This window comes from Acinetobacter sp. Ac_5812 (assembly GCF_013072695.1).
Taxonomy (GTDB): domain Bacteria; phylum Pseudomonadota; class Gammaproteobacteria; order Pseudomonadales; family Moraxellaceae; genus Acinetobacter.
In genome coordinates, this window is the sequence record NZ_LXUK01000024.1 from 14,214 (window position 1) to 40,601 (window position 26,388).

Consider the following 26,388-nt stretch of genomic DNA (forward strand, 5'->3'; position numbering starts at 1 on the left):
GTTAGCATTATTTTACAGTTTTGACGACAGTTTTTCTGTTGTTAGCTTTGTAAAATAATTTTATAAACAGTAACATACAGTATAGTCTGTATTTCAAAATAATAAAAAGTATCCTATTTTAGAAGTTTATTTAACTTATGTAAGCGCTGTTAATGTGATTTGAATGCAGCAATTGCACGTAGACGACTGGCCTTTAAATCCACCATCGGCTCAGGATAATCCAGTTTTAAAGGTTGATTTTTAGCATAAGGTTCATGAATCATTTTGTTATCAAGATGGGCAAGTTCTGGAATCCATTTACGGATATATTCACCATCAGGATCAAACTTTTGTGATTGAGTCGTTGGATTAAATACACGGAAATACGGAACAGCATCCGTGCCTGTCGAAGCACACCATTGCCATCCACCATTATTGGCAGCCAAGTCACCATCAATCAGGTGCTGCATAAACCATTGTTCACCTTTACGCCAGTCGATGAGTAGGTTCTTGCTTAGGAACATGGCACAGATCATACGCACCCGATTATGCATCCAACCCGTGGCTAACATTTGTCGCATACCTGCATCAATAATGGGGATACCTGTTTGTCCTTGCTGCCATTTGGCTAGAGCAACTGGATCATCGCGCCAGCAAATCTTTTGGGTTTGAGATTGAAAGGGATGATGTTTGGAGACCTTGGGAAAGTCAAACAAGATATGTTGATAAAACTCACGCCAAAGCAGTTCATCCAGCCATGTTTGTTGGCCTTCAGATTGAATTTCAAAATGTCCGTGTTGCTGTCTAAACAGGGCTTGTAGGCATTGACGAATTGAAATAATGCCAATATTTAAATAGGCGGAAAGCTGGCTAGTGCCAGATAGTGCAGGTAAATCCCGTGCTATTTTATAGCCAAGCAATCGTTCATCAATAAATTGGTCCAAAAGCGCGAGTGCATGTGCTTCTCCAACCTGCCATTCGGAAAAATTAGTCTGTTGGATTTGTTTTATATAGTCACGTTGTAATTCTTGAATATCATCTTGTTGAAAGGCGGATATATCAAGTGACAGTGGTTGCTGCTGCGTTGGGGAGGGATAACATTGAGGTAAACCATGCTGTAAGCGTTGATAGCAGGTTTTCTTAAATGCACCAAAAACCTGATATGGAGAGTTAGATTGATTGCGGATAGAGGCAACTGGAAATAAAGTTCGATCATGCAACAGGATCAATTCTTTTTGATGTTGATTGAGTTGTTGCTGTACAGCCTGATCTCGTTTTAGTTCATTGATGCCAAGTTCGATATTGGCATAGATATTTTCAATATTAAGTTTTTGAATTAAATTTGGGAAAAAGTCAGGAACATCTTTCCAAAACGGAATTGTTTGAACCAGTAGGGGAATATTCAGGTCTGCAAGTTGTTGTTTGAGTTGTTGTAATTGCCGTAGGTAAAATTCGATTTTAATCGCTGCATCGTCGTGTTGTTGCCACTGTGCAGGGGACAAAACTATAAGTGCAATTGTAGGGCCTGCCTGAGTCGCATGCCAAAGCGCTGCATGATCATGGATTCTTAAATCTTGGCGAAACCAAATCAGTTGATAGGTTTGAGACATAGCTGTGGATTGTAATCGAAAGTTAGACAACGTTAAGCGATTTTCTGATTTTGGAAAAGTACTTGGCAATAAAAAAGCAAAGCCGAAGCTTTGCTTTTTCCATCTAATTCAAAAGTGAATTAGTGGTGGTGACCACCTGCACCATGAACGTGACCGTGATCTAATTCTTCTTGAGAAGCATCACGGATTTCAACGATTTCTACTTCAAAAGTAAGATCTTGGCCAGCAAGTGGGAAGTTTGCGTCAACGATGATGTTGTCACCTTCAATCGCTTTAACAGTAACGATTTGAACGCCGTCATCAGTTTGAGCTTGGAATTGCATACCAGGTTGGATGTTGTCCACACCTTGGAACATTTGAGCTGGAACTTCTTGAACGAGGTCTGGGTTGTATTCGCCATAACCTTCAGCAGCTGGAACGTTTACAGTGAATTTTTCGCCTACAGTTTTACCTGTAAGTGCATTTTCTAAACCAGGAATGATGTTGCCTGCGCCGTGCAAATATGCAAGTGGTTCACCTTGAGATTGATCAAGTGTTTCACCCTCAGCGTTTGTTAAAGTGTAGTGGAATGAAACCACGTGGTTAAGTGCAATAGCAGTCATGTTTTGAATCCATGTCATCAATAGTTTTAGCTGTATATCATAAAGTGAAAAATAGGTTTTGTTGACTATTTTCCACTTTTTGAAACGATTTAGTTAAATATTGAGACGAAATATCAAATTTCAACTCAATAGAGCTTAATTTTTGGACGTACACGACGTGTTAGAAAATCTTTCATGGTCAGCATACTGGCTTGGGTATAGCCATGAATATTGGCTTGATGCAGTCGGTATAAAGAGACATACATGGTTTTGGCAATAAAGCCTTGTACGCTGACATCGCCTAACAACTCGCCTACAGCTTGATTGTGGCTTAATGAAACCAGTGACCCTTTCTCACTAAAGCTGAACATCGGTTGAGGAGAACCTGACAAACGTGCTGCCATTGCATCGACTAGGAATGTTGCTTGCTGACTCGCGACTTGTGCACGTGGGCCTAAAGGTGGCTGACGCGCATCTAATTGACAGTTGGCACAATCACCAAAGGCAAATACATTTGGGTCAGAATAGGTTTGTAGTGTTGCATACACCATTAAACGATTAATCTTGTCACGTTTAAAATCAGTAAATGATTCTAGAACTTTCGGTGCTTTGACACCTGCAGCCCAAACCGTAATATCTGAGTGTAAGACACTGCCATTACTAAAATAGACATTTGATTCATCGACTTTTTGTACTTTGTGTTGAGTCAGAATCTTAATACCCATTTTCTTGAGTTGTTTGGCACTATGTGCAGCGGTTTTTTCTGTCAGCGCAGGGAGAATGCGATCAGAGGCTTCAATGAGGGTGATTTTGACCTGCTTCGGATCAATTTTCTTTAAACCATAACGATAAAAGTTTTTCGTGGTTTCAATTAGTTCTGCCGCTAGCTCAACACCTGTTGCACCTGCACCCACAATACCAATATTTAAAGCACGTTCGGTTGGCTGGTTTTGTGCTTCGATATAAAGATGGAACAAATCTTGTTGGAATATATCTGCTTGTTGGCGGCTATCGAGGAAATGACAATGTTCGCGTACACCTTCTGTGCCGAAGTCGTTCGATACCGAACCTACCGCCAGCACAAGTGTATCGTAGCTAAGCTTCTGGGTGAGTGGAGTGTGTTCTTTAGAAAGCTGTGGAGGAGAAAGCGTAATTTGTTTTTGATCTTTGTTGACATCGATTAAGGTCCCAAGTACGAACTCAAAATGATGTTTTTCTGCGTGAGCAAAATAATTGGTTTGTTCTTCGTGAGGATTAAGTGAGCCTGCTGCGATTTCGTGAAGGAGAGGTTTCCATATGTGAGTGAGGTTTTGGTCGACTAGGGTAATTCGGGCTTTCTTGCGTCGACCAAAACGTTCTCCTAGTTGTGTTGCAAGCTCTAAACCACCTGCGCCACCGCCTACAATCACGATATGATGTAAGGTTTTACTCATGATTAACCTAATTTTTTTTGTGAAAGGATGGCTGGATTATGCCATCCTTTTTTTTATATTGTATTGGTAATCTTGATAGAAATAGTAGGTTTTTTTTAACCTTGGTTTAAAGGGTAAAGTTTTGGGTTTTTAGTGTCATTTGTTGAGAAAAAACTGAACAAATTAGAAAACCAGATCATAATTTTCTGAAAAATATTGGCTTCTTCAATCTGTACATCATTCTCAATCTGTAAGCTACGAATCAATTGGTTGTTTTGATAAATTGATACCGTGGCCAAGTTCATGACTTGAGTCAAAGGTGCAGTTAAATGCTGTTCATTCAGTTCGATATTGATATGTGTATTCGTCGTTTGAAGCGGTTCAACGGTCGTGACTTGCTGGTTGGCATCAGTCAAATGAATACGTTGTGTCAATAAATCAAAAGTATTTAAATCAATCGGCGCTGCTTGACCATAAAGTGAGGTGGTGACAATCGTTGGTTGCTGTGTTTCAACTTTAAACATTTTCAAAGTCGATTTAATTACAGGTAGTTCAGCAATGAGTCGTTGTTTTGGAATTACTTCTTCATCTCGGGTATAGGTATAAGCCAAATTCATCAATTTATGTGCCACTTCTGCACGCTTTACTGCGCTTGGTGTGCCTAACACCACCACAATCAAACGACGTTTTTCAACATGCGGATTAAAGGTTGGACGCTCGGCAGTGAGGGCTAAGTTGTAACCTGCCGCTTTGGTAAAACCTGTTTTTAGACCATCAGCGGTTGGGTCCATTTTCAAAGCTAGATTAGTTGCATGATGGAAGCGTTGGTTATAACTAAAGCTTGGCATTTTTGAATAATATAAATATTCAGGGGTTTGCTTCACAATGGCTTTCGCAAGCAGGCTGAGATCAGCAGCTGTAGAATAATGATCGGTCATGGTAATCCCAGCTGGATTACTAAAATGCGTATCTTTCATGCCCAAGGCTTGCGCCTCTTGATTCATACGCGCCACAAATTGCGGTACGCTGCCCGAGATTTTTTCTGCAAGCGTGACGGCTGCATCATTGGCAGACATCACAATGAGGCCTGCTAAAAGCTGGTCAACAGAAATCTGTTCACCTGCTTTTAAATACATTTGTGACTCATCCCACATGACTGTGCTAACAACAGGCGTTGCGGTCAGTATGTCTTCTTTACGTAATTTACCCGCCTCAATTTCTTTTAGCGCGATATAGGCCACCATCATCTTGGTGAGTGAGGCTGGTGCACGCTGAACATGACTATTATGCTCAGCAATAATTTGTCCGGATTGAGCATCAATCACAGACCATGCTTGAGCTTCAACGGTTTCAGGGGCAATGTTGAGTAAATTTGCATGTGCAAGGTTTGCACAAATGAGACTAAACAACGTAAAGAGGGGGAGGAGAAATTTCACGTGAATACCTTGTAGTGCCGATCCGGTGGCCTTAAATGTGAGAGGAGAATGCTATGACTTTTTTGTTGAAGAATCCAGCAACTTTTGCTGACAATTACGACATCTACGCATGACTTTGTAAAAAAATGCTAAGCTGTGTGAAATTGTTCCTATTTTTCATGATTAGAAATTATGTTGCACTATCAAATTGAGTTCGACGATTATCGCCAACACCTGATTCATGTCACCTTACGTTTCCTTGCCAATCCCAATCAAGAACTTTGGTTGCCAACTTGGATTCCAGGCAGCTATTTAATTCGAGAATTTTCCAAACACATTGAATCGGTAAAAGCATCTGATGAAGCAGGGCGTTTACTCAGCATTAAAAAAACAGAGAAAAATCGCTGGCGTTTATTCAATACCGATCATGAACTGATTACGGTGGAATATGATGTCTATGCTTATGATTTATCGGTACGCGGGGCCTATGTTGATCAAACCCGTTTATACGTCAATCCAGCTTGTGTTTGTTTGGGTTTAAAAGATCAAGAGCAAGCGCCGTGTGAAGTGGAAATCTTTCTCCCAGATGAACTCAAGCATTTTCAAATTGCGACGGGTTTACCAACCAAAAGCTTAGTTAAAGGACGTTTTACTTTAAAATCAGATAACTACGATCAGTTGATTGATAGTCCATTTGAGTTGGCTGAGCAAAGTCGTTTTAGTTTTGAAGCCAATGGTATTGCGCATGAGTTTGTGATTTCTGGCAAGCACACGACCAATTTAACTCGTTTAGAGGCAGATATTAAAAAGATTTGCCAAACTGAAATCGACATCTTTGGTTCAGCACCATTTCAAAACTATACCTTTATGACCATGGCAACTGGTAATAGTTATGGTGGATTAGAGCACTGTAATAGCACCAGTTTAATTACACCGCGTGATGATTTAGCTAAGGCGGATGAGGCAGAAGAACCGTCTAAAGATTATCAACGCTTTTTAGGTCTATGCAGCCATGAATATTTTCATTCATGGTTAGTAAAATTTATTCGCCCTGAAAATTTTACCAACTATGATTTGCATCAAGAAGCCTACACGAGCTTACTGTGGATTTTTGAAGGCTTTACTTCATATTATGATGATCTGATTTTGTTGCGTAGTGGCGTGATTTCACAAAAATCTTATCTGGATTTACTTAAAGCGCAAATTGACCGTTATTTACAAAACCCAGGGCGTTTGGTGCAATCTGTTGCTGAGTCAAGCTTTGATGCTTGGATCAAGTTTTATCGTCAAGATGAAAACTCGAATAATGCAGGCACGAGCTACTATAATAAAGGCAGTTTGGTGGCACTTTGTTTGGATTTGGGGTTGCGCTTACGTGGTTCAAATTTAGATGCCTTGATGCGTCGTCTATATGAAAATACCCAAAATGGGATTCAAGTGAATGATCGGACGATTTTTGACTTATGTCATGAGTTGACAGGGGATAACTGGATTGAGCAAATCAATCATTTGATCAACACCACAGATGAATTGCCACTGGATCAACTCTTCCCTGAATTTGGTTTAAGTTATAGCACCAAAGAAGACAAGGCTTTGCCATTTGGCTTAAAAGTTGTTGATAAAGCTGAAGGCGTGGTAGTACAACAGCTTCGTCGAGAGAGTGCTGCGGCAAGGGCTGGGTTGTCTGCCAATGATGTGATTATTGCGATTGATGGCATCAAGGCTTCGGAAAAACTGTTGGCAAAGTATGCAAAGCAACAAGGTAAATTTATTGTTTATGCATTCCGCCGTGATGAGTTTTTACAATTTGAACTGGAAGCAGGTGAGAATGCACTGACAACAGTTGAACTCAAAGTCGAAGATCAAAATAAGCTGGATCGTTGGTTGAAGTAATCATGTGTTGATTAAAAAGGAAGAGCTGAATCTCTTCCTTTTTTTGTATTTAATTTTGGTATGAGCGTGGATTTATTCCTGCTGAAACTTTGATTTTGAAAGAGTGAATCGTTAAAAGGCACATCTATTTCTGCTTAGTCACTAAGCGTGAAATTCCTCTAAACTCGGCAATAATTTCATTGTGCTGATTGGCGATTGTAATATCATAAATTTCAGATCGTCCACTTGGCGCTTTGAAGCTTGCTGTTGCAGTTAAAGTATCGCCAATTTTTCCTGGTTTGATATAGCTGATATTGCAATGCTGTCCGACAGCAGGTTGTTCACTATTACATGCAATCGCAAAGGCACTGTCTGCAATCGCAAAAATAATGGCACCGTGGCAGGTGCCATGCCCTTGAGTATGATTTTCTTTCACTGTTAAAGAGACTGCGGCTGAACGATGACCTGAGGCTGTTAGTTTTGCACCGATCATTTGCATCACAGCATCTTGTTGAAATAATGCATTCATCTTGGCAAGATCCATCTTTTTATATGATATGATTTTAAATATAAATTAATTTTTTCGAATCATAAATGCTGTTTTGATAAATGATCGATAAGATCAGATAAAACGCGCAATATTTTTGACGTTCAAGCAGGTCGTGATTGAGTTTCGCTGGGCTTATGTATAGGTCATTAAATCGTGAGTTAACAAAGATAAAAACGATTTAAAAGTGTGTCAATTACATTGAACCTACCACTAAAGAATTAACGAATTGTTCATCTAAGCCTGTCAAAATAGCACGGGTTATTTAGCAATGTATGTATTTGTTTGCTAAATGATCAATTCGATATCTATATTTAAAGCAGACAGTGGTTTGTATTTGAAAAGCCAAAACTTGACCGCATATATATATGGCGAGATGCTACTATTATATCATTTTGTAGTATTTTTTATCGAAATGTCGTTATCACTGGATATTGCGTTGACTCGCATGTGATGAACACTGATACTCTCAAGTTTGTTTAAGCAAATCGGTTCTAGGAGCTGGGCCACAAGCACAGTTATCCGTAACTCAATCCAACACAAGGGGCTATATATGGCTGGTGGAAAGTCAAAAATCATTTACACACTGACTGACGAGGCGCCGTTATTAGCGACCTATTCATTGCTACCGATCATTGAGACCTTTACAAAACCTGCTGGCATTGAGATTGTTAAAAGTGACATCTCAGTTGCAGTACGTGTACTCGCAGAATTTTCAGATTACCTTAAAGATGAGCAAAAGGTAAACAATAACCTTGCAGAGTTAGGTCGTCTTACACAAGATCCAGATACCAATATCATTAAACTTCCAAACATCAGTGCGTCTGTTGCTCAGTTAGTGTCATGTATTAAAGAGCTCCAGTCGAAGGGTTATGCGATTCCTGATTACCCAGAAAATCCAACCACTGAAGAAGAAAAAGAGATCAAGGCACGTTATGGTAAATGCCTTGGTTCAGCAGTAAACCCTGTATTGCGTGAAGGGAACTCTGATCGCCGTGCGCCAGCTGCTGTGAAAAATTATGCAAAAAAACACCCGCATTCAATGAGCGAGTGGAAACAATGGTCTCAAACTCACGTTTCTCACATGGATGAAGGCGACTTCTACCACGGTGAAAAATCAATGACTTTAGACCGTGCACGTAATGTGAAAATGGAACTCATCACTAAGTCTGGTGAAACCATTGTGCTGAAGCCAAAAGTCGCACTTCAAGATGGTGAAATCATTGACTCAATGTTTATGAGCAAGAAAGCGCTTTGTGATTTCTACGAGAAAGAACTTGAAGACTGTCGTGAAGCGGGCATTTTGTTCTCATTACACGTGAAAGCAACCATGATGAAAGTGTCACACCCGATCGTATTCGGTCACTGTGTGAAAATTTACTATAAAGACGCTTTTGAAAAACACGGTAAATTATTCGACGAACTCGGTATTAACGTGAACAATGGTATGGCTGGTCTTTATGAAAAGATCGCAACTCTACCAACATCTTTACGTGAAGAAATCATCGAAGATTTACATGCTTGCCAAGAACACCGTCCTGCACTTGCAATGGTGGATTCTGCTAAAGGCATCACCAACTTCCATTCACCAAATGACGTGATTGTCGATGCTTCTATGCCTGCAATGATTCGTGGTGGCGGTAAAATGTGGGGTGCTGACGGCAAACCTTACGACTGTAAAGCTGTGATGCCAGAATCAACTTTCGCGCGTATCTACCAAGAAATGATCAACTTCTGTAAGTGGAATGGTAACTTCGACCCACGTACTATGGGCACAGTACCAAACGTTGGTTTGATGGCGCAAAAAGCAGAAGAATACGGTTCACACGACAAAACTTTTGAAATCTCAGAAGCGGGTATTGCCAACATTACTGATTTAGACACGGGTGAAGTGTTGATGTCACAAAATGTAGAAGAAGGTGATATCTGGCGTATGTGTCAGGTGAAAGATGCACCAATCCGTGACTGGGTGAAACTTGCAGTAACACGTGCACGTAACTCAGGCATGCCTGCGATCTTCTGGCTTGACCCGTACCGTCCACACGAAAATGAATTGATCAAAAAAGTTGAAAAATACTTGAAAGATCATGACACCACAGGTCTTGATATTCAAATCATGTCACAAGTACGTGCAATGCGTTATACGCTTGAACGTGTAGCGCGTGGTTTAGATACTATTTCTGTCACTGGTAACATTTTACGTGACTACTTAACTGACTTGTTCCCGATTATGGAATTGGGTACTTCAGCGAAAATGTTGTCGATTGTGCCGTTAATGGCTGGCGGGGGCATGTATGAAACAGGTGCGGGTGGTTCAGCACCGAAACATGTTCAGCAGTTGGTTGAAGAAAACCACTTGCGTTGGGATTCACTCGGGGAGTTCCTTGCGTTAGCAGTGTCTTTAGAAGAGCTTGGTATCAAAGAAGATAATAACCGTGCGAAATTGCTTGCGAAGACGCTTGACCAAGCAACAGGTAAACTTCTTGATAACGACAAGTCTCCATCACGTCGTACAGGTGAGTTAGATAACCGTGGCAGCCATTTCTACTTAGCATTGTACTGGGCTGAGGCATTAGCCGCTCAAGACGAAGATGCTGAGTTAAAGGCGAAATTTGCTCCGCTTGCAAAATCGCTTGCTGAAAACGAACAGAAGATTGTTGCTGAACTTGCTCAAGTTCAAGGCCAAGCTGCTGATATCGGTGGTTATTATGCAATCGACCCAGCGAAAGTAAATGCAGTAATGCGTCCAAGTGCAACGTTTAATACGACACTTGCGTCACTTTAATTGTTGATATATCACCGACAACATTGTCGGTGATATAAAAAAGCCGATGTGAAAACATCGGCTTTTTTCATTTTGATATGGACGAATTGACTTAATAAAATTCAAGATTATTATGTCAGCTAATTTCATTCCTATTATTTTTAGCTAGGATAGCTTGATTCTGAAATGCTTATTAAAATTAAGAAGACTAAATTTAATGAAAAGAATATTTAAAGATGAAAGTTGGAATGAGCTTTTGATAAGTTGTAGCCTTATTGCAGTCACCTATGCAATTTTGATAGGACAAATAAGTACGTATAATAAAAAGTTTAATTATAAATGGCAGGAGAAATATATTTTCGAAGATTCATCTTTTAAAGTATATAGTTCTTATAAAATAAAGAGGAAAAGTTTTTTTAAGAGTTATTACTTAGAAATATATAAAGGGGATCAGCTTTTTTATAGAGATGAATGTGCTTTATCTCTAGAAATCTATTGCAAATCTTTACTTGAAAGTGAAGGGTTGCCGATTAAAAATTTAAGATATAAAGAAGGGGTAAACCCATATGATCAAAAGATTTTTTATTTAGTCCGATCATTTGAAATAATAAACAATGGAGAAATTAAAAAAATTGATTATTCTTCAGTTGAGGTCACTCCTAAGAAGAAAAATAATATTATTTTTATAATATGTGCCAGCCTACTTTGTCTTGCCGTCCATATTTGGGTTATACGAAAATGGATTTTGACTAAAGAAAGGGACTTTGATGAATCTAGACAATGGAGTTATTGGCTTCTGAAAATTGGATTACCAGTTAGTGTGATTTTGGCATGTGCGTTTTTTATTCAAGAAGTTAACCTAATGATTTAAAAATCTTATATTAATACAGAGTAATGTTATTTAAATCTAAAGGGGCAAATGATATAGCCCCTTTAAATTAATCTGTAGGTATTGGTATCAATTTAAACGGATTGGCTTAACGCCCATTACGGTTACGGCCACGCGGTGCTTTGGTATTTGGACGGGTTGTGCCATTGGTCTTACGACGTGGTTTATCGGCATCGTCAGTTTGCCAAATACGGGTTGTACCACCACCTGCTTTTTTCTTGCCTTTAAATGGTTTTTCACCTTTTTCTTCTCGAGCTTTATCTTTAGCGCGTGAGAAGTGCGGTTTATTATTCGATTTTTTCGCGAAAGAACGACCTTCATAAGGCTTATCGGCAGGAACATCTTTAAAATCAGGATAAAGCAAAGGTTCGATTTCCAGTTGTTCTCCTGGCTGTAAACCTAGTTTGACCAGATCAATTGTACCAATTTGAGTGCGAATCAGACGTAAAGTTGGGAAACCAACAGCAGCGGTCATACGACGTACTTGACGATTACGACCTTCGCAGATTTGTAGTTCGATCCACGTCGTTGGAATATTGGCGCGATAACGCACAGGTGGATTACGTTCCCATAGCCATTCAGGTTGATCGACTTTACGTGCTTTGGCCGGTAAAGTCATACCATCTGCAAGTTCAACGCCCTTTTGCAGTTTTTCGATTGCTTCTTCTGTGACATCACCATCAACTTGAGCAAGATAGGTTTTATATTTTTTATTGTCTGGATGAGTGATGAATTGATTTAAACCACCATGATCCGTAAGAAACATTAAACCTTCAGAGTCTAAATCTAAACGTCCTGCAATACGAAGTTCAGGATCTTTGATAAAACTTGAAACTGTTAGATGTTTTTCATCTTCGCGAAACTGTGACAAAACGTCAAAAGGTTTGTTAAATACGACTACTTTCATATGAATATACTACTTTGGTTATGGGCGGCATCATAACAATAACGGTTTCTATTTAATGGGAAAATGTTGTTATTTCCCGTATAAATCTCAAAAAAACCAGTTTTGAACTAAACTGTTTCATGCAATAAAAAACGAAAGTATGCCATAGAAGGCATAGAGATAATCGCTAAATACATGAGGGAGAACCTACAAAATGGGTTATCAGAAGATTGTGGTTCCTGCTGATGGAGACAAAATCACAGTAAATGCAGACCTGTCACTGAATGTTCCAAATCGTCCAATCATCCCTTTTATTGAAGGTGATGGTATTGGTGTGGATATTACACCAGCAATGAAGGCAGTAGTAGATGCCGCCGTGTTAAAAGCTTACGGTGGCAAACGTTCAATCGAATGGATGGAAGTCTACTGCGGTGAAAAAGCAGATAAAATTTATGGCAATTATATGCCAGAAGAAACTTTTGATGCTTTACGTGAATTTATTATATCAATAAAAGGGCCATTGACGACACCCGTTGGTGGCGGTATTCGTTCTTTAAATGTCGCATTGCGTCAAGAACTCGACCTCTATGTTTGTGTGCGTCCAGTCCGCTGGTTTGAAGGTGTGCCTTCACCTGTTCAACATCCCGAACTTACCGATATGGTGATTTTCCGTGAAAACTCGGAAGATATCTATGCGGGGATAGAGTGGAAAGCAGATTCACCCGAAGCAAAGAAGGTGATTAAATTCCTGCAAGAAGAAATGGGTGTGACCAAAATCCGATTCCCGAAAGATTGTGGGATTGGGATTAAACCTGTTTCTAAAGAAGGAACACAGCGTTTGGTGCGTAAAGCAATTCAGTTTGCGATTGATAATGACAAGCCTTCGGTGACCTTGGTGCACAAAGGCAACATCATGAAGTACACCGAAGGTGCGTTCAAAGAGTGGGGCTATGAACTTGCGATGGAACGTTTTGGCGGTCAATTGCTGGATGGTGGCCCATGGGTGAAAATCAAAAATCCGAAAACGGGTAAAGACATTATCATTAAAGATGTGATTGCCGATGCGTTCTTACAGCAAATTTTAATGCGCCCAGCAGACTATTCTGTGATTGCGACACTGAACTTAAATGGTGACTATATTTCGGATGCACTTGCAGCTGAAGTGGGTGGCATTGGGATTGCACCGGGTGCCAATATTGGTGGTGCGATAGCTGTATATGAGGCCACACACGGCACTGCACCGAAGTATGCAGGGCAAGATAAAGTCAATCCAGGGTCAATTATTCTATCTGCTGAAATGATGTTGCGTGATATGGGATGGGTTGAGGCCGCAGATCTGATTATTCAAGGTGTTTCGGGTGCGATTTCCGCCAAGACTGTGACTTATGACTTTGAGCGTTTAATGCCAAATGCAACCTTATTACGTTGTTCTGAATTCGGACGAGCCATTATTGAACATATGGAATGAGTAAGCTTCATGTCCTTATTAAAAGAGTAGCAAAGCTGCTCTTTTTTTATTTTAAAATGAGATTAATAAGACTGAATAAAAGCATGTACAAAGTGAATGCCATGTAATAATTTTATGCTTTATAAAATAAAACTTGAGCGCAATGGCTGAAAGAAAATATGGTGAGGCTGCACCAAAAACAACAGAAACCATCACCAGCTTGGATTGGTATGAACACGTGCTCAGCAATCAAAAATATGAACGTACTTTATTTGTCGATTTAGATATGTCTGAGGCAAAAAACACAGCTGCTATTTTTAATGAATGTACGTTTCGCCGTGCACGATTTAATGGATCAACTCATCAAAGCAGTGCTTTTATAAATTGTACTTTTATTTCCTGTAATTTCTTCGACAGTAAATTCACCGACTGTAAGTTTGTCGGCAGCATGTTTAATGATTGCCAGTTTCACCATATGCGGGTGGAGGACAGTGATTGGGCTTTTGTTGGATTACCGGGCGCTGATTTAGAAAAAGCCTCTTTTCTTAGAACGCGGTTAAGAGAGGCAGATTTGACAGGCGCACGTTGTCATGGAAGTTCGGTTCGAGACAGTGATTTATCTGGTGCATGGCTACATAGCGCAGATTTTACTGAGTGTGATCTAAGAGGCAGTGATTTGAGTGCATTAGATCCGAAAGAAACGCAGATTAAAGAGGCGATTATCAACCTTGATCAAACCTTAATGATTGCAGAAAATTTAGGCTTCGATGTCAGAATCGATTGAGTAAAAGGCTTCGACTAAAATGAGTGGTTTTATGCCACTCATTTTGATGGGAGATACAATAAAGTCTATCTTATTAAGAAAGATAGATTCGAATAAAAGGGATGAATTGCTCGCCAATGACGATGCCTAATAGACCCAATAAAGCCACAATAGGTGGTGCAGGTGCTTTAACATCCAATAGGTAATACAACACACCAACCAATATACCAACTGCAAGTGATAATAAATAAACTTTCATATCTAACCGTCGATCAGTCTGCTTTTATTTTACAGAAGAGATCGATTTTCGGATCACGATTCCAGATGTATTCTGCTTCTTCTGCACAAAGTTGGGCAACTTCTTCACCTTGTGTGTCATGAATAAAGGCGAGGGTCATATCCATACCTGCACTCACCCCCGATGAGGTGTAGAATTTTCCATCAATTACCCAACGGGCTTGGGCTTGCCATAACACTTGGTCATTGAGTTTTTGCACAAACTCAAACGCCATTTTATTCGACGTTGCTTTAACGCCATTTAAAAGGCCCGTTGCTGCAAGTAATGAACTTCCAGTACAAATCGTAAGTACGTGTGCACTTTGGATTGCTAAAGTTTTAAGCTGATTCAGAAACTCATGATTTTTAATCAGTTCAAACGTCACGATCCCACCTGGGACGAGCAGAATACTTTCTGTAGTTGTTTCCATTTCATGAAATGATTTGGTTTGGATACAGACCCCATGCTTATTTGAAACCAGTCCACCATTCAGGCTATAAAACTGCACTTGATACTGTTCTTGCAGTAAGCCAAATAATTCGACTGGCCCCATAATGTCAAGGGTTTCAAAGTCTTCAAATACGATGGCATTAACAGGAATACGCATTGCTTTTCTCGCTTGTTTAATCTGCGTCATACCATAAAGAGCTTGCGTTTTTTGTGTGTGAATATTCTGTATGGCTTATTTTTAATTATGCTAAATCATTGGACTTTTGGCCTGATCTGTTAGCAAGCGGAAGATAGATTTTGTTTTATTTTTAAGCAGTTAATGTCTCTATATCTAAAAAGATGCGGTGTATCGTAAATTTAGAAAAATCTGTATCTATCATTTATAGACCAAATGTTCAAAATAACTGAACAATAACGAGAGGACTGTGTCATGAAGATGTATCAAGTGGATGCCTTTACCCAAGAATTATTTAAAGGCAATCCAGCGGCTGTGATCGTGGGCGATGAATGGTTAGATGAACCTTTGATGCAAAATATTGCCATGGAAAATAATCTTTCAGAAACAGCCTTTGTCAAAACACTTGATCAGAGTAATTTTGAGATTCGCTGGTTTTCACCTATAGATGAAGTTGCTTTTTGTGGACATGCGACTTTAGCCAGTGCTTTTGTTTTATTTAAAGATTTTACTACGGCAAAAACCATTCAATTTCATGTACGTGATCTTGGTATTTTTATCGTTAGCCAAGATACAGATGGTAAAATTAAAATGAATTTCCCGATTCGTAAAGCAGAGTTGGTGTCTGAATATCCTCAAGTACTTCGAGAAGGTTTAACCAAACCATTTAAAGCGGTCTATCGTAATGCTCAGGCCTATATTGTGGAGTATGAGAGCGTACAGGATGTATTGGATGAGCAGCCTGATCTTGAAAAGTTAAAGCAGCTTGGGCAAGTACGTACTGCAATTACAGCATCTCAGCCAGACGTGGCGATAACAGCCAGAGGCGAGGGGCAATTTGATTGTGTATCACGTTATTTTGCACCTGCAATTGGAATTCCAGAAGATCCAGTAACGGGTTCAATTCATACAGCGATTGTGCCACTTTGGGCTGAAAAGTTGAATCAAACTAGGCTGGTTGCATTTCAGGCATCTGCACGTGGGGGAATTTTGGATTGCGTAATTGAGTCTGAACAGCGTATTGAAATCTCAGGTTATGCAAAATTGTATATGCAAGGCGAACTGACAATCTAATTTGTAACTTAAATTGTGTAAAAACAAAGATAAAAGCTGTTTAAATAAACAGCTTTTTTCAAAACATAACTATTAAAAATGCGAATCATTCTCTACCATAGCTTGTCTCTATTATTTAAATCACCATAAATACTTGGATAAATTATGTTAATGCGGTTTAAGCAGCTTACTCTCTCGCTTTGTTTGATTGGGTTGAGTGCGACGTCTTGGTCTCAGACAGTGCTCGTAAAAAGTGAAAAAAATATCGAAGAATATAAATTAGATAACGGTTTCAGAGTTATTCTTGCACCAAACGATAAAGAAAATAAAGTCTATGTAAATACGGTTTATTTGACAGGCTCGTTGAATGATCCGAAAGGTAAAGGCGGCCTCGCACATCTATTAGAACATTTGGCCTTTAAAGGCACTCAAAATGTGAAGGGTGATGAGTTTCAACGTCGTCTGGATCAATATACGTTGATGACCAATGCCAGCACAGATTATTATGCGACCAAATATTTAAATATTGTTCGTCCTGAAAAAAGTGCACTCAATGAAATTCTATACCTTGAATCAGAGCGTATGGATAAATTGGTGCTGCAAGAAAAATTTGTTCCTTCTGAAATTGAAATCGTAAAACGTGAACGAGAAATCCGTATGGATCAGCCGTTTGCTGTACTGATGGATCAAATGTGGAAAGCGGCGTATGGCAATCAATATTTAGGCCGTTTGCCAATTGGCGATTTACCTGAATTAAAGTCGATTCAGCTGAATGAATTGAACCAGTTCTATAGAACTTGGTATGCGCCAAATAACGCAGTGATGGTGATTTCAGGTAAATTTGATAAGACTGAGGTCCTATCTAAAATTGATCAGTATTTTAGTCCAATTCCCGCGCGTGCTGTACCTGCTCAAGTGCAAGTGCCTGTGCTGGATTCAAGTAAAATTGAACAGCGTCAATTTACGGTGCACAAGGGCAGTGATTTGGCCAAATTCCATATTTATATGAATGGCAAGAATACCAAGTTGCAGCCTGCGTTAGCTTTGGCACCTGCACTGTATACCATGCAACCAAGCGGTACTTTGTATAAAAGTATGGTAGAGACAGGTATTAGTACTGCTGTGCAATCGACCACATGGTTAGATCAAGATTTTAATTTGGTGTTTATGGGGGCAATTTACGCACCGAATCATGATGCCAAAAAGGTCAATGATGCGCTCACGGTAGGTGTAGAAAATAGCCATGAGTTTAGTGAAGCAGAGTTGCAACGGATTAAAAATATCACGCAGAATGATGCGGATACGATTATGAATGATGCGGTGGCTTTGGGTTCACGTCTAAGCGATTATGCAGTTTCATCTCATGGTCAATGGGATCAATACTTTAAAGATTTGCAGGCTGTTAAAGATTTAAAATTAAAAGATGCCAACCAAACCTTAAAAGACTTTTTAGTGTCATCCCATCGTATTTCAGGTGATATTTTACCGACGCCTGAAGATCAGAAAAAAGCGATGACGTTGAAAGCTGAACAAAAGCCAAAAACGCTAGACCAAACCGCGGAAAAGCCTGAGCCTTTAAAAGATGCCAGTGTGTATAAGCAAGAAGTTAGCCAGTTTATGGCACAGTCTGCTCAGCAATTGCAAAAAAATGAGCAGAAAATTCAGCGCGGCGAATTAAAGAATGGTATTCGTTACGCGTTATTCCCAACGCCTACACGTGATGATAAAACTTATGCCACCATTAGCTTGGATTTTGGTGATGAGAAAGCGCTGTTTGGTAAGGGTGTAACTTTAGATTTAACCAGCTATTTAATGCTACGGGGTTCTGAGAAGCATACCTTGCAGGAAATTACCGATAAGGCGATTGCGGCGAGTGGTGGCGCATCGGTCAGCTCAAATGGCAATGGTTTTACCATCGTTGTTCAAGCGAAAAAAGACAAATTTGAAGACTTCTTAAACTTTATTATTGATGTCATCAAACAGCCGAAATTCTCGCAAACTGAATTTGATTTGGCAAAAAATCAAAGTTTGTCGGTACTGGATCGTCCATATACAGAACCTGCGGTTGTGTCATCAATGACTTTATCTAAAATTTTGGAAATCTATCAACCAGGGGATATGCGTTATCACTTTGAACCTGAGCTTGCCAAAAAGCAGATTAGTGAAGTCACTCAGCCACAAGTCAAACAATTCTATGATCAATTCTTTGAGACCGATCATGCACAAATTGCGGTAACAGGTGATTTTGATGCCAAGAAAATGCAAAAGACCTTACAAAAGGCCTTTGGTTCTTGGAAGGCAAAACAACCATTCACAAAAGTGACCGGTCAATATACCGTATATAAAGCGCAGAAAGTGCATGCTTTATCAGAGCAGCGTGAGTTCGGTAGCTATCAAAGTGTATTGGCATTGCCTGTTGGTTCGTACCATAAAGATGCACCTGCTTTGATTATTCTCAGTCATATTTTGGGTAACTCACAATTGTCATCACGTTTGGCTCAAGAGTTACGTGAGAAAAATGCGCTGGTGTATGGTTTTGGCAGTGGCTTAGACCTCGACCCCGATATTGATGATGGTACGTTGAGTATCACTGCAAATTATACTTCTGGTCGTTCAGAGCAAGTTTCGCAATCAGTACACAAGGTATTGAATGAGTTGCTGAGCAAAGGCGTGACTGAGCAGGAAGTGGAAGCAGCCAAAGCAGATATCATGAAGAAACGTGTGACGGCTTTGGAAGATGAGCGCAATATTCATGGTATGTTGACAGGTCAATTAGAGCGCAACAAGACTTTGTTGGATCGTGCAGAGCGCGATCAGGAGCTTGCGAAGTTGACCAAAGAAGATGTCAATGCGGCCATCAAAAAATACATCAAACTTGATCAGTTTGTCGAAGTCATGGCTGATCAATATGGGCAAGCACAAGACTTGAAGTAAACCACACAAAACAAAGCCACCGATGAGGTGGCTTTTTTTATTGGAGATAATCAGTGATCATGTTTATGCGCATGAAAATCTTCATTTTTGCGGAAACGTAGGTAGTTTTCAAACTGTTCGCAGTATTCGTCAAAGTTATCTTCCAGCATCATTTGGAATTGTTGCAGCAGATAAGACATCACTTGTTCTTTGGCAGCACGCATTTCTTCGCCGTCTTTGAAGTTATTGGCTGCGACCCAAGTATTAAAACGGGCAGTGGCGAATAACATGGCTGCGCTGACCTGACCCCGTAATTCTTCTGGCTTGGTTTGCTGACCTTTAGGTGGTCGGCAGAAATCATTGGCAAGCTTAATGAACTCATCTGCACGCTCAAAAAAGACTGCATTTAAAGCTTCTTCTTCCGTCACATCAGTGGCGTTAATTTTTTGAGACATGGTTTTTCCCAGCGACAAGTTAAGACACATTATTATAGACAAAGCCTTGTCGAAACTAAACCTTTGCCTTAACCTAAAATAGCCTAAGCAATTAGAATAATCACTATGCAAGATGCGATCGCTATTCAAAGCTTAAAAACGGATATTGCCTTATTACGCCAGCATATTTATCCACCCCAATATTTAGAGCATGTCGAAGGCTTGCCGATTTATTATGGGCTGCAACAAGATGTGGATGAATATTATCGACAATGGCAACCTTTGATTGAACGGGCACAACAGTTATGTCAGCCTTTTATGGAAGATGACGTGGTAGATGCGATTCATTTACCCAGTCATTTAAATCTGCCGCTGTTTTTCTTTCATGTCGATCGGATTCGGATTAATAAAACTCGTGCTAAAGAGTCGAAAACTTTTCGTGGCGTCGCTGCCTTATTAGAAAAATGTGGGCACTTTGAGACGGATCAGATTTTTGCAATGCAGGAATGGTTGGGCAGTGATGATAGTGCTGCTTTGGTGGCGCATCGTGAATTTATTGATTTACGCACCTATGTCTTTCAGCATGGTCAAAGTGACTATACCCGAACGCGGTTTTATATGAATGGGGTGATTTTGAGTGTAGAACCACATTTTAAATTGGTGGATGCACGGGATAAGCCGCGTAAGCAGCGTAATGATCGTTATAGCGATCCGATTGCGGATAATGGTACGTGGAAGATTTTTGGGAAATATCGGTAAATGATTTAAGTGGAATAAATAGTTTAACACTCTAATTTTCATTAAAAAATAACAGCACAGCCACAAGAGCTATATAAAGTTTGGACGTTTTCGCGTAGGCGATTTCCTACTTTGTTTTCGGACAAAGTAGGCAAAACCATTGTCATCAGCAAAACCTGTCTATTTCTTGGATTTATTAAAATGTATCGCAGAAACATTACGTTGCTTATATCACGCAGGTTGCTGATGACGTTTCCGAGTATCCGCTTTTTGTAGGACTTAAATTATTTGTGGCGGCATCCATGCCGCCAGCACGATAATAGAGTGAAGTGATTTTCCCTTATGCAGCTATCGCTTTTCATCCCAAAAAGCGTCCTGAGCAGATAGGGTCTGAAGCTTTTTATTCGCTTTCTTGGCCACATGTGGTTGCTGTGCTTTAACCCAACCTAATGCAAATAAAAACTGCGGATGCTTCACAGCCTGTTGCTCAAAGATTTGCTCAGCAACAAACAGGTCATTATAAAAGCCTAAATATTCCTGAATTGGCTGTAACTTATTTAAGAATTGTTGAACCTGCTTTTCTGGATACAGCGCTGAAATAAAGTCGATGCAATAACGCAATTGTTTGACGCGTTTACGGGTACGGTGTTGTTGCTCGACTTCTAGCTTAGAAAATTGGGCTGCATCTTTGAGAATTTTTTGATATAGCCTACTTAAGCTTTTCGCTGCCTGTTTGGAAAGTTTAGATTTAGACTCATGCTCACTATAAGTGAAGCTGAGTAATGCTAAAAATAGCTGTGTGGTTTGAGTGTGGCTTAATAACTGAGAAACACTACTGTCAAGATTATCAGGGAATGGAAAATCAAAATCACAGACTTCTTTAATTAAAGGAATAACGGAATCTTGAATCGCATCGTTGTCACGTGATTGTCCCAAAGCTCTAAAAATATCTGCTAACTGACTTTCCCAAGTAGGATCAATTTGCGCAGACCAGTTAGAAAAATGTTTTAAAGCAGAACGTAAACGACGTAAACCGACACGAGCTTGATGTATATGGTCTGCTTCTGCTACACCATCGGCAATTGCTGCTGCATTGGGTAAGATATGATTTAGGGTATTTTCGATAATCAGTTTAAGAGCTTGTTCAGCACGTATATCTGTATCTAAAAACAGTGATTTCGCTTTGCTGGCAGGGGATACCATTTTGCCCATAGCCAATAAATTACCACGTTCAGCCTTACTCCGTACATCGAGCCAGAGTTGGTATTTGTCTACCCAAGTTTTGGCAAAATCAATCAGAGACTGTGCTGATCCTTGTTTTAATTCAAATTCAACTTCACAGATTTTAGCTTGATCAGTTGGCGTACGGATTTCGCCATCATCCAAGCAAACTTCAATCTGTGAACCTGCAAACTCGAAGACATGAAAGGTGCGTTGGACGTCAGTTTGAAACTGTAGCAATAACTCAGCAGGGGAATCGCCTAAAACATCACGCAGTACTGTTTGGACTGTTTGATTATGTTTGTATAAAGATAAGTCCAGCTCAGGTTCTTCAGTACATTTACCTAAATAAATATCTTCTTCGATGCGTTGCAAATGGTTTTTACTGGCCGCTTTAAAGGTTTGCACCCAATGTTCACCTTCCTGACGCAAACGAATTGCCACATAATTTTTTGCCAGTAAACGGTCGGCCGTATCATAGTATTTTGCTTGTAGCTGAATTTTTTGTGCTTTTTGTTTGCTTAACAGCTGTAATACACTTTTTTTCTTAGATTCAGGCAGTTGAAATTTTAGCTCTATTTCCATGATGTTATGACTCCTGACCACCGAGAATGATAAATATAAAAAATAGTATAACTTGTTGATCTCAAAAATCATTGTAAAGTTGTTTTAAGCAGGGAAAGGATGGCACGCAATGACTTTATTTTGTACAGAAAATGCATTAACGTGTGGAGAGTCTTGCACGATTAGGATGATCCAAAAATGAATGCACCAGCGAATATTACCAAGCCAGTGGAATTTTCATTACCTATTAAAAACTATGATGAATTTTATCACTTTTATTTAACAGAACATCGCAGTATTGCCAGCCGTCGTTTGCATGTCGCAGGCAGCTCTATTGGTTTATATTTCTTTAGTAAAGCCATCCGTAAACGTCAGGCAAAATATGCTGTGTATGGTTTGGTATCAGGCTATGCGTGTGCTTGGGTTGGGCATTTTTTCTTTGAACATAATAAGCCTGCCAGCTTTAAACAGCCACTGTATAGCTTTATTTCGGATTGGCGCATGTTGGCAGACGTTGCACGAGGCCGTTTAAGTCTGATTGATCGTCAGTTTGATAAAATTGAGTCGTAAATCAACGTATATTTAATAATAAATAATCCATTTTAGCATTGACTGTTGAAATGGATCTGCAAAATAACCGTTAGCACTACATTTTATCTGATTGAAGAAGCTCATTCATATCACGATAAATATTTTTTGTTATATTGATTGATATCCCACCTTTTTTCGTCGTGCTTATGAATCGCTATGATATGTATTATGATGAGCTTGTAGAACTTATTTATAAAATTCCTTTAGGCACAGAAGGATGGAATCAATTCGCTACACGTCTTAATCAAGTTCTCGATTTATCTTTGGTACATATTCTTGCACTAGATTTCCAAAAACAGGCTTTTTCATTTAGCCATAGTGTTGGTGTGATTACAGAAGAGGAGATTGCAAGTACAGAGGTGAAATACCTACATTATTCAGTTGAAGATGATCCACGTTGGGGAGAGTTTTTAAGACCTGATCGTACAGGATGGTATCAATGCCATCATACGGTTTCTGATGAATTTGTCTCTCAATCTGCCCTTTATCAAAATATTTTATTGCCGATACAGGTGCGTTATACCGCAGCACATGAACTGATTTTGGATGAAAAATTATGTGTACTTTTAGGTGTGTTTACTTCAATTGAAAGGCAACCTTTAGAAAACGTAGACTTACATTTTTTAGACCAACTTATAGTACATCTAAAACGAGTTGTAGCTATTCAAAGACATATCTATGAGTTTTCTAGTAAAGCAATTATGGGATATGCATTGATTGATAAACTTTCTCAACCAATTATGCTATTAAATTTAGCTGGACAGGTATCGCATGCTAATTTGGCTGCTAAGCACTTGTTCAGTAAAAGCAAGATACTCGAGATTGAGGATAATCGGCTGATTTTGCCAGAACCCTATCAATCTCAATTGATCGCTAACTTACAGCATATTGAATATTTATTTAAATCGAGACAGTTATTATCTGAGCAAATTCTAGATGATGGCTGTATAAAAATAACCGATCAAAACAACGAAATTCTGTATATTTTCGCAACCTTGCTGGTTTCTGAGCAGGAAATGAAAGCGTTTGGTATCCGTCCTTCCGTGATGTTGACATTTTATCATCCAAGTCATTCATCTACCGTTGATGCTCATTTACTCCATGCTGCATTTAATTTGTCGCCAGCTGAAGCAAGGGTGGCATTATTGCTTTTAGAAGGAGACCTTCCTAAAGAAATCGCAACAAAGCATCAAGTCCACTTAGATACGATTCGTAAACAATTGCAATCTATTTACAAGAAAACTTCGACCAGTCGGCAAGCAGAGCTAGTCAAATTACTATTAAACATTCCTCGCTATAATGTAAATGTATAAAAAAAATACAGGTTCTACCTCATTTGAGGAATAGACGAAAATACAGTTTTCTCTAACACTTATGAGTGTATATTTTAGTTGGGAGAGAAAAATGAAATATTCAGTTTTAGGCCTTTTGATTGGCAGTTTATTATTGGCGGGGTGTGGTGGTTCAGATAATGATAATAATGATTCTAGTAACCCACCCAAAAACAATGGTGGTTCAGAGCAACCAAACCCTAAACCTGTCGTAACGACTGAACTTGTGAATGAAATGAGTGGTATTGCATTACGTGAGGCATTACTGTCAGGTTTGGTTGATACATTAATTTCTGGCACAGATGACGCGCTTGATAGTGGGCAATGCAAAACAGGGACTATGGCGCGAACTGAAAGTGGTTTGACCTTTAATGGCTGTGAAGGCATGTACGAGGACGATAATGTTAAAGTATCAGGACAAGTTACGACTGCAAATGATAGTTATACATTTAAGGATCTCACTCTAACCTACCCAAGTGGTGAAACACAAAAAATTAATGGTAGTTTACAAATTTTAGAGAACCCAACAAGTGTAAAAGTTACTTCGACTCAACTAATACTTGATGCACAAGAGCTCAATTCAGCTAAAAAACTAATTCCAATTAACTATACGATTAAAGATTATCAACTGGTTTGGACACCGAGTGATGCAAGTCATGTACAATTACAAGTGAGTTCAAAATTAAAATCTACGGGCCGAGAGGGCGGAGATTTTAATATGGCGTTTGATAATTTTATGACACCATTCAATATTCAGAAAAATGAAGAAGATGATTTGATTGGAAATCCATTTACGGGAACATTAACGATTACAGATTTAAATCAAAGTAAAAATATCATTACAATCAAAGCACTCGGCGCAAATCAAAAAGCCCAATATACCTCTGTAGGTGAGCAGAGCTTTGATAAACAAATTGCATGGGAAGAATTGTTAGATTATTAAGTTTTTGTAATTTCTTGTAAGTTAAAATGTAGAGTCACTCAGTATTAAAGCCGTATTTTGATACGGCTTTTTTATTGTTAAAAAAGTTGTAAATATCAACTAAATTATAGGATTACATGTAAAAAATAGAAAAGTCTATTCCTCATTTGAGGAATGTTTTATTTACAATAAATAACATATATTCCTGCTTTGAAGGATTCTGTTTAAACATTGTGGGGCCGAAAAATGAAGACTAATTTTTGGAAAATGGGTTTTGGGGTGATTTTAAGTACTTTAAGTATTCATTCCGTATTTGCTAAAGATATTTTTACAGCAGAAGTGCAGGTTGATGGAGCAACTCAGCTACTTGGATATGGAAAAATTACCAATGTTGCAGATCAATATGAATTTCAAAATATGAAGGACGTTTTTCCAACATATACTAAAAATTCAGCGGTTAATGCGAAATTAGACCTACGTTCTGTTCCTGTAAATATGAGCTTTGCGGAAAATTCACCCACTTTGGTATTTAAAATTCCATCTCTAGGAATTACGCGAACTTATGCTGGAGCGACCCGAGAAGAAAGTAAAGAAAAACTATTGGATGCTTTAAAGGGCGAAGATAAAGATTTACTTAAAAAATTGACCAAAGAATGGGTAAAAAACTCACCAATTGATCCTGTTGCAGGAAACCCGAGTAGCTTACTTTCAACAATGACAGGGTCAATGACCGATAATTTATCGGATATGGCAACCAATCAGATGTTTGGTGTAAAAGATCAATCGGCTTCTAACTTTTCCATGATGCCACGCTTTGGACGTTATACCCAACAAGGCTATGGTCTCAATGTGTATAACTTACCGTTAACTTATTCATATTGGTCTGATAGCAAGAAAATGGGGCTTGTTTTAGATGCACCTTTAACTTTGGTTGATGCTGAAAATGGAACCTTATCTGGAAGTTTGAATTTAGGGGTGGGCTTAAATTTTCAATTGGCTTCTACTGAGTCTGTGAATTGGTATCTTATGCCACAAGTACGGGTCGGTGTGACAGGTTCAAAAGATTTAGGAACGGCTGCCATGATCTATGGTGGCGGTATTAGTAGTAATACACAATTTCCGATTAATGCTGATGCAGCAGTTTCAATTATTAACATGTTGTCTTTTTATAAAACAGGCTCAGTTAAAGTCGGTGATTATGATAGTAGTTATGATTTAAAAAATACGATTTTCCGTAATGGCGTGGAGTACAGCCAAGTTCTACATAAAACTGTGGCAGGTAGTCCATTAATTGCAAAATTGTCATACGCACGAACTGATTTTAGTGGTGATCAATTATATTCGGAATTATCACATGATTTTTCGGGTTCGATTGGTTTTAAAAACTTAAATCCTAAGGCGTGGATAAATGACTATCGTGTTGGATTTACTTATACATACGCCGATAAAGATCTAAGGGGATTCATGTTGAATGCTGGATATACCTTCTAATTTTAGATGGCATTTATTTATTCATATAGGTTGATTAATTTTATAGCTGCATTTATTCCCAAT

Annotated in this window: 22 protein-coding genes; 12 read left to right on the top strand and 10 right to left on the bottom strand. The window is 39.1% G+C overall.

All coding sequences use genetic code 11. The features are described from left to right. Positions 1-149 precede the first annotated feature (149 nt). The 4 genes from A7P55_RS18545 to A7P55_RS18560 all read right to left on the bottom strand — a co-directional run bounded on the left by A7P55_RS18545 (position 150) and on the right by A7P55_RS18560 (position 5,018). Positions 150-1,589 (bottom strand): deoxyribodipyrimidine photo-lyase, encoded by a 1,440-nt coding sequence (locus A7P55_RS18545; protein ID WP_171553314.1) that lies wholly within the window; start codon positions 1,587-1,589, stop codon positions 150-152. 119 nt (positions 1,590-1,708) lie between these two features. Next, entirely contained in the window at positions 1,709-2,191 is a 483-nt protein-coding gene (locus tag A7P55_RS18550) for a peptidylprolyl isomerase (protein ID WP_004801387.1), read from the bottom strand. A gap of 125 nt (positions 2,192-2,316) precedes the next feature. Further along, on the bottom strand, positions 2,317-3,603 hold the full coding sequence (locus A7P55_RS18555; protein WP_171553315.1) for an NAD(P)/FAD-dependent oxidoreductase: 1,287 nt from the start codon (positions 3,601-3,603) through the stop codon (positions 2,317-2,319). Between the two features lie 95 nt (positions 3,604-3,698). After that, the gene (locus A7P55_RS18560; protein WP_171553316.1) at positions 3,699-5,018 is read right to left on the bottom strand and encodes a D-alanyl-D-alanine carboxypeptidase PBP6B; all 1,320 of its coding nucleotides are present in this window, start codon (positions 5,016-5,018) and stop codon (positions 3,699-3,701) included. Between the two features lie 171 nt (positions 5,019-5,189). Between A7P55_RS18560 and A7P55_RS18565 the strand changes: the two genes are divergently transcribed. Continuing rightward, entirely contained in the window at positions 5,190-6,890 is a 1,701-nt protein-coding gene (locus A7P55_RS18565; RefSeq protein ID WP_171553317.1) for a PDZ domain-containing protein, read from the top strand. A 124-nt stretch (positions 6,891-7,014) separates the two neighbouring features. Here the strand turns inward: A7P55_RS18565 and paaI are convergent, their stop codons facing one another. Continuing rightward, the gene (gene paaI / locus A7P55_RS18570; RefSeq protein ID WP_032860730.1) at positions 7,015-7,413 is read right to left on the bottom strand and encodes a hydroxyphenylacetyl-CoA thioesterase PaaI; all 399 of its coding nucleotides are present in this window, start codon (positions 7,411-7,413) and stop codon (positions 7,015-7,017) included. A 556-nt stretch (positions 7,414-7,969) separates the two neighbouring features. Between paaI and A7P55_RS18575 the strand changes: the two genes are divergently transcribed. Both A7P55_RS18575 and A7P55_RS18580 read left to right on the top strand, forming a co-directional pair. Continuing rightward, a complete protein-coding gene (locus A7P55_RS18575; protein WP_005202278.1) occupies positions 7,970-10,201 on the top strand; it encodes an NADP-dependent isocitrate dehydrogenase in 2,232 nt (743 codons plus the stop codon). Positions 10,202-10,397: 196 nt separating this feature from the next. After that, a complete protein-coding gene (locus tag A7P55_RS18580; protein ID WP_171553318.1) occupies positions 10,398-11,051 on the top strand; it encodes a hypothetical protein in 654 nt (217 codons plus the stop codon). A gap of 106 nt (positions 11,052-11,157) precedes the next feature. On the opposite strand, the gene A7P55_RS18585 is transcribed toward A7P55_RS18580, so the two are convergent. Next, positions 11,158-11,976 carry an rRNA large subunit pseudouridine synthase E gene (locus tag A7P55_RS18585; protein ID WP_023271474.1) on the bottom strand — a complete coding sequence of 273 codons (819 nt, stop codon included), beginning with the start codon at positions 11,974-11,976 and terminating at the stop codon, positions 11,158-11,160. A 193-nt stretch (positions 11,977-12,169) separates the two neighbouring features. Between A7P55_RS18585 and icd the strand changes: the two genes are divergently transcribed. Then, the gene (icd, locus tag A7P55_RS18590; RefSeq protein WP_171553319.1) at positions 12,170-13,423 is read left to right on the top strand and encodes an NADP-dependent isocitrate dehydrogenase; all 1,254 of its coding nucleotides are present in this window, start codon (positions 12,170-12,172) and stop codon (positions 13,421-13,423) included. Positions 13,424-13,565: 142 nt separating this feature from the next. Continuing rightward, complete coding sequence (locus A7P55_RS18595; protein ID WP_171553320.1) at positions 13,566-14,186, top strand: pentapeptide repeat-containing protein; 621 nt, start codon at positions 13,566-13,568, stop codon at positions 14,184-14,186. Positions 14,187-14,259: 73 nt separating this feature from the next. Here A7P55_RS18595 and A7P55_RS18600 read toward each other — a convergent pair whose 3' ends face one another. Both A7P55_RS18600 and A7P55_RS18605 read right to left on the bottom strand, forming a co-directional pair. After that, on the bottom strand, positions 14,260-14,424 hold the full coding sequence (locus A7P55_RS18600) for a DUF1427 family protein (RefSeq protein ID WP_171553321.1): 165 nt from the start codon (positions 14,422-14,424) through the stop codon (positions 14,260-14,262). A 13-nt stretch (positions 14,425-14,437) separates the two neighbouring features. Then, on the bottom strand, positions 14,438-15,049 hold the full coding sequence (locus A7P55_RS18605; protein WP_171553368.1) for a DJ-1/PfpI family protein: 612 nt from the start codon (positions 15,047-15,049) through the stop codon (positions 14,438-14,440). 273 nt (positions 15,050-15,322) lie between these two features. On the opposite strand from A7P55_RS18605, the gene A7P55_RS18610 reads away from it, so the two are divergent. Together A7P55_RS18610 and A7P55_RS18615 are read left to right on the top strand one after the other, a co-directional pair. After that, on the top strand, positions 15,323-16,141 hold the full coding sequence (locus A7P55_RS18610) for a PhzF family phenazine biosynthesis protein (RefSeq protein WP_171553322.1): 819 nt from the start codon (positions 15,323-15,325) through the stop codon (positions 16,139-16,141). A 144-nt stretch (positions 16,142-16,285) separates the two neighbouring features. Next, the gene (locus tag A7P55_RS18615) at positions 16,286-19,054 is read left to right on the top strand and encodes a pitrilysin family protein (RefSeq protein WP_171553323.1); all 2,769 of its coding nucleotides are present in this window, start codon (positions 16,286-16,288) and stop codon (positions 19,052-19,054) included. Positions 19,055-19,104: 50 nt separating this feature from the next. Here the strand turns inward: A7P55_RS18615 and A7P55_RS18620 are convergent, their stop codons facing one another. Then, on the bottom strand, positions 19,105-19,488 hold the full coding sequence (locus A7P55_RS18620; RefSeq protein ID WP_016541274.1) for a DUF3144 domain-containing protein: 384 nt from the start codon (positions 19,486-19,488) through the stop codon (positions 19,105-19,107). A gap of 105 nt (positions 19,489-19,593) precedes the next feature. Between A7P55_RS18620 and A7P55_RS22725 the strand changes: the two genes are divergently transcribed. Then, positions 19,594-20,226: a hypothetical protein gene (locus A7P55_RS22725; protein WP_252727897.1), complete on the top strand. Its 633-nt coding sequence runs from the start codon at positions 19,594-19,596 to the stop codon at positions 20,224-20,226. A gap of 327 nt (positions 20,227-20,553) precedes the next feature. On the opposite strand, the gene A7P55_RS18630 is transcribed toward A7P55_RS22725, so the two are convergent. Next, positions 20,554-22,011, bottom strand: a complete 1,458-nt coding sequence (locus A7P55_RS18630) for a CYTH and CHAD domain-containing protein (protein ID WP_171553324.1) — start codon at positions 22,009-22,011, stop codon at positions 20,554-20,556. Between the two features lie 177 nt (positions 22,012-22,188). On the opposite strand from A7P55_RS18630, the gene A7P55_RS18635 reads away from it, so the two are divergent. The 4 genes from A7P55_RS18635 to A7P55_RS18650 all read left to right on the top strand — a co-directional run bounded on the left by A7P55_RS18635 (position 22,189) and on the right by A7P55_RS18650 (position 26,325). Beyond that, complete coding sequence (locus A7P55_RS18635) at positions 22,189-22,560, top strand: DUF962 domain-containing protein (RefSeq protein ID WP_171553325.1); 372 nt, start codon at positions 22,189-22,191, stop codon at positions 22,558-22,560. A 167-nt stretch (positions 22,561-22,727) separates the two neighbouring features. Then, positions 22,728-23,894, top strand: a complete 1,167-nt coding sequence (locus A7P55_RS18640; RefSeq protein ID WP_171553326.1) for a helix-turn-helix transcriptional regulator — start codon at positions 22,728-22,730, stop codon at positions 23,892-23,894. 91 nt (positions 23,895-23,985) lie between these two features. Beyond that, positions 23,986-24,855, top strand: a complete 870-nt coding sequence (locus A7P55_RS18645; protein ID WP_171553327.1) for a hypothetical protein — start codon at positions 23,986-23,988, stop codon at positions 24,853-24,855. A 225-nt stretch (positions 24,856-25,080) separates the two neighbouring features. After that, positions 25,081-26,325, top strand: coding sequence for a hypothetical protein (locus tag A7P55_RS18650; RefSeq protein WP_252727898.1), 1,245 nt, complete (start codon positions 25,081-25,083; stop codon positions 26,323-26,325). Positions 26,326-26,388 lie beyond the last annotated feature (63 nt).

Excerpts from the sequence above, each read along its gene's own strand:
- A7P55_RS18545 (WP_171553314.1), bottom strand. The coding sequence starts at position 1,589 with ATGTCTCAAACCTATCAACTGATTTGGTTTCGCCAAGATTTAAGAATC.
- A7P55_RS18550 (WP_004801387.1), bottom strand. The coding sequence starts at position 2,191 with ATGACTGCTATTGCACTTAACCACGTGGTTTCATTCCACTACACTTTA.
- A7P55_RS18555 (WP_171553315.1), bottom strand. The coding sequence starts at position 3,603 with ATGAGTAAAACCTTACATCATATCGTGATTGTAGGCGGTGGCGCAGGT.
- A7P55_RS18565 (WP_171553317.1), top strand. The coding sequence starts at position 5,190 with ATGTTGCACTATCAAATTGAGTTCGACGATTATCGCCAACACCTGATT.
- paaI (WP_032860730.1), bottom strand. The coding sequence starts at position 7,413 with ATGGATCTTGCCAAGATGAATGCATTATTTCAACAAGATGCTGTGATG.
- A7P55_RS18575 (WP_005202278.1), top strand. The coding sequence starts at position 7,970 with ATGGCTGGTGGAAAGTCAAAAATCATTTACACACTGACTGACGAGGCG.
- A7P55_RS18580 (WP_171553318.1), top strand. The coding sequence starts at position 10,398 with ATGAAAAGAATATTTAAAGATGAAAGTTGGAATGAGCTTTTGATAAGT.
- A7P55_RS18585 (WP_023271474.1), bottom strand. The coding sequence starts at position 11,976 with ATGAAAGTAGTCGTATTTAACAAACCTTTTGACGTTTTGTCACAGTTT.
- icd (WP_171553319.1), top strand. The coding sequence starts at position 12,170 with ATGGGTTATCAGAAGATTGTGGTTCCTGCTGATGGAGACAAAATCACA.
- A7P55_RS18595 (WP_171553320.1), top strand. The coding sequence starts at position 13,566 with ATGGCTGAAAGAAAATATGGTGAGGCTGCACCAAAAACAACAGAAACC.
- A7P55_RS18600 (WP_171553321.1), bottom strand. The coding sequence starts at position 14,424 with ATGAAAGTTTATTTATTATCACTTGCAGTTGGTATATTGGTTGGTGTG.
- A7P55_RS18605 (WP_171553368.1), bottom strand. The coding sequence starts at position 15,049 with ATGCGTATTCCTGTTAATGCCATCGTATTTGAAGACTTTGAAACCCTT.
- A7P55_RS18610 (WP_171553322.1), top strand. The coding sequence starts at position 15,323 with ATGAAGATGTATCAAGTGGATGCCTTTACCCAAGAATTATTTAAAGGC.
- A7P55_RS18615 (WP_171553323.1), top strand. The coding sequence starts at position 16,286 with ATGTTAATGCGGTTTAAGCAGCTTACTCTCTCGCTTTGTTTGATTGGG.
- A7P55_RS18620 (WP_016541274.1), bottom strand. The coding sequence starts at position 19,488 with ATGTCTCAAAAAATTAACGCCACTGATGTGACGGAAGAAGAAGCTTTA.
- A7P55_RS22725 (WP_252727897.1), top strand. The coding sequence starts at position 19,594 with ATGCAAGATGCGATCGCTATTCAAAGCTTAAAAACGGATATTGCCTTA.
- A7P55_RS18630 (WP_171553324.1), bottom strand. The coding sequence starts at position 22,011 with ATGGAAATAGAGCTAAAATTTCAACTGCCTGAATCTAAGAAAAAAAGT.
- A7P55_RS18635 (WP_171553325.1), top strand. The coding sequence starts at position 22,189 with ATGAATGCACCAGCGAATATTACCAAGCCAGTGGAATTTTCATTACCT.
- A7P55_RS18640 (WP_171553326.1), top strand. The coding sequence starts at position 22,728 with ATGAATCGCTATGATATGTATTATGATGAGCTTGTAGAACTTATTTAT.
- A7P55_RS18645 (WP_171553327.1), top strand. The coding sequence starts at position 23,986 with ATGAAATATTCAGTTTTAGGCCTTTTGATTGGCAGTTTATTATTGGCG.
- A7P55_RS18650 (WP_252727898.1), top strand. The coding sequence starts at position 25,081 with ATGAAGACTAATTTTTGGAAAATGGGTTTTGGGGTGATTTTAAGTACT.